The sequence below is a fragment of the Limnohabitans sp. genome (genome assembly GCF_044373035.1).
Taxonomy (GTDB): Bacteria; Pseudomonadota; Gammaproteobacteria; order Burkholderiales; family Burkholderiaceae_C; genus Limnohabitans_A.
The window spans coordinates 1-3,473 of record NZ_JBILQU010000181.1 but is presented as its reverse complement, the minus strand read 5'-3'; the positions used below and the strand labels follow the sequence as shown (position 1 = coordinate 3,473).

Genomic DNA, 3,473 nt, shown 5'->3' with positions numbered 1-3,473 from the left:
GGCCATGAATGGTTTGCTTGAGCGGGTCAACGCTACCGTTTTGGTCGAGCGAATACTTCAATTACAGAAGTTTTTCCGGTTTTGCTGTTGAATGAATCACAAGCTCCAACAAGTTTCCGACAATGACATCCAGAGGCGTGTTCTCAGCTGATATTCGAAGCTCGGGGGCCTTTGGGTTTTCATACTGCTGATCAATGCCAGTGAAGTTTTTCAATTCACCCGAGCGAGCTTTTTTGTAAAGGCCCTTAGGGTCACGTGCTTCGCACACTTCCAATGGCGTGTCCACAAATACTTCAAAGAACTCCCCTTCTTGGAAGAGCGCCCTGGCCATCTCACGGTCAGCGCGGTAGGGTGAAATCAAAGTGCATATCACGATCAGGCCCGCGTCCACCATCAGCTTGGCCACCTCGGCCACCCGGCGGATGTTTTCTACACGGTCTTCCTGCGTAAAGCCCAGGTCTTTGTTCAGTCCATGGCGCACGTTGTCGCCATCGAGCACGTAGGTGCGGTGGCCTAACCGGTACAACTCTTTTTCCAGCTCATTGGCAATGGTGCTCTTTCCGGAGCCAGACAGCCCGGTCAACCACAGCACACAGGGTTTTTGGTTGTTGAATTCGGCCCGGGCCTGCTTGTTGATCTGAAAGTGCTGCGGTTGTATGTTTTGTGCGCGGCGCAACTCGTGGTCTATGACGCCAGCGGCTACCGTCAGGTTGGTTATGCGGTCTATCAAAACAAACCCGCCCGTGGCGGTGTTGCTGGCGTAGCTGTCAAACACCAGCGCCTTGTCGGTAGCCAGGTTGCACTCTGCCACGGCGTTGAGCTCCAGCTTGTCGGCAGCCATGCGCTCTAGGGTGTTCACGTTCACCACATGTTTGATCTTGGTCACGCTGGCGTTCACCATCTGGGTGCCGCACTTGAGCCAGTAGTTGCGTCCCGGCATCAGCGGATCTTCGGCCATCCAGACGATATGGGCCTGAAACTGGTCAGCCACCACCGCTGGGGCCTGAGGTGCGCACAGCATGTCGCCACGCGATACATCGACCTCGGCCGCCAGGGTGAGGGCAATGGCCTGACCGGCGGTGGCGCTTTGCAGGTTGCCATCCATGGTCACAATGCTTGCCACGGCCACCTCGCGCCCGCTGGGCTGAACCCGCACGGTCTGCCCCACCGCGATGCCACCAGAGGCCACCGTGCCACAAAAGCCCCTAAAGTCCTGGTTGGGCCGGTTGACCCACTGAACGGGCATGCGAAACGCCAACTTGCTGAGCCGGTCTTGCTCAATCTGGACTGTTTCCAGAAAGCCCATGAGTGTGCTGCCGTGGTACCACGGCATGTGGTGGCTTGGGTCGGTCATGTTGTCGCCGCGCAAGGCGGACATGGGTATGCTGGTGACTTGCAGGCCGCCCAGTTGCTGCGCAAAGGCAAGGTAATCCTGTTTGATGGCGTCAAACGTGGCTTGGCTGTAGCCCACCATGTCCATCTTGTTGATGGCCAGCACCACCTGCTGGATGCCCATAAGCTTGAGCAGGTAGCTATGACGCCGAGTTTGCGTGAGCACGCCCTTGCGTGCGTCAACCAAGACCACCGCTGCGTCTGCTGTGGACGCGCCCGTGACCATGTTGCGCGTGTACTGCTCGTGCCCAGGGGTGTCGGCAACAATGAATTGGCGCTTGTCGGTCGAGAAGAACCGGTAGGCCACGTCGATGGTGATGCCCTGCTCGCGCTCGGCCGCCAGGCCATCGACCAGCAGCGCAAAGTCAATTTCTTGCCCCTGAGTGCCTACGCGCTTGCTGTCCGCCTCCAGCGCATTGAGCTGGTCTTCAAAGATCATTTTGGCGTCGTACAGCAGTCGTCCTATGAGGGTGCTTTTGCCATCGTCCACGCTGCCACAGGTGATAAAGCGCAGCAGCCCCTTGTGCTGGTGCTTGTGCAGGTAGGCTTGTATGTCCTGGCCAATGAGTGGGCTGATGTGTGACATTCAGAAGTACCCCTCTTGTTTTTTCTTTTCCATGGACGCGGCTGCGTCGTGGTCAATCACCCGGCCCTGTCGCTCAGATGTTTTGGTCAGCAGCATCTCCTGGATGATGTCGGGCAAGGTGTCTGCCGCAGACGCCACCGCGCCGGTGAGCGGGTAGCAACCCAGCGTGCGAAAGCGTACCTTTTTCAGCATGGGCACCTCGCCTGGGCGCAGCGGCATGCGGTCGTCGTCCACCATGATGAGCGCGCCGTCGCGCTCCACCACGGGGCGCTCCTGGGCAAAATACAGCGGCACGATGGGTATGCTTTCCAGGTGAATGTATTGCCAGATGTCCAGCTCGGTCCAGTTTGAAATAGGGAAAACGCGCAGGCTTTCGCCCTTGTTCTTGTGGGTGTTGTAGATGTTCCAGAGCTCGGGGCGCTGGTTTTTGGGGTCCCAGCGGTGCTGGGCATTGCGGAACGAAAAAATGCGCTCTTTGGCGCGAGACTTTTCTTCGTCGCGGCGGGCACCGCCAAAGGCTGCGTCAAACTGGTAGTGGTCCAGCGCCTGCTTGAGCCCTTGGGTCTTCATGATGTCAGTATGCATTTGCGAGCCGTGCGTGAAGGGGTTAATGCCCATCTTGAGCCCCTCTGGGTTCTGGTGAACCAGCAGCTTGAAGTCGTGCTGCGCTTGCATGCGTGCACGAAAGGCATACATGTCTTTGAACTTCCAGCCGGTGTCTATATGCATGAGCGGAAAAGGCAGTTTGGCGGGGTGGAAGGCTTTGATTGCCAGGTGGAGCATGACCGCGCTGTCTTTGCCAATGGAGTAGAGCATGACCGGGTTGTCGCAGGTGGCGACCACCTCGCGCATGATGTGAATGCTCTCGGCCTCCAGCCTTTGCAGGTGGGTAAGCCGCGCCTGGTCGGCATGTTGTGGCTCGCGTGTGGTGGTACAAGTTGACATGGCGGGTGCCTTTTGGTGTTGGCTTGTCGTGGATGGGGTGCTCAACACAACAATGGACTCAATGGCGGCCCAAAGGGATGGGTACTCGACGCGGTGTTCGGGCACCATACGAACAGAGTGTTCGCGCACTTCGGGTGAAAAACGGTTTGATTTCTTGCCCATGGCGCCATCCTCTCAAAGTGTGGAGCCTCCACGAAACCCGGGGCAAGTCAGAGCGATAGGTGGGTTGCTTCCGGCAGGGCTTCGGGCTTGATCTTAAGGCGGATTTCATCGCTGCGAAAGCCCAGTGCCATAGGGCGCGTAACGCCCGGCAGGAGCGCGACATCGTAAATTTCCTCGACAATGCCAGAAATTTCGAGCCGGTGCTCGATATCCCCGCTCAGCAGATTGACGATGCAGATCGCGCATTGCGCGCTGATACCTTCGGCATCCAGCCGCTCGTTCAGAGCCAGGCCTTCGAACGTTTTGTTATTGCGTGGGCGAGAAAGGCCAATCACCGCGTAGTCGCCCATGAAAACAAGTCCACGGGCAAAGCCAGGCAGGAAGCATA

General features: G+C 57.9%; 3 protein-coding genes. All 3 read right to left on the bottom strand.

What is annotated here, in order from left to right; genetic code table 11:
* Positions 1–61: 61 nt before the first annotated feature.
* On the bottom strand, positions 62–1,978 hold the full coding sequence (cysN, locus tag ACIQ47_RS15445) for a sulfate adenylyltransferase subunit CysN (protein WP_396438932.1): 1,917 nt from the start codon (positions 1,976–1,978) through the stop codon (positions 62–64).
* On the bottom strand, positions 1,979–2,923 hold the full coding sequence (cysD, locus tag ACIQ47_RS15440) for a sulfate adenylyltransferase subunit CysD (RefSeq protein WP_396438933.1): 945 nt from the start codon (positions 2,921–2,923) through the stop codon (positions 1,979–1,981).
* Between the two features lie 209 nt (positions 2,924–3,132).
* The coding region (locus ACIQ47_RS15435; RefSeq protein ID WP_396438931.1) for a DUF4915 domain-containing protein at positions 3,133–3,473 on the bottom strand (341 nt) is incomplete at its 5' end.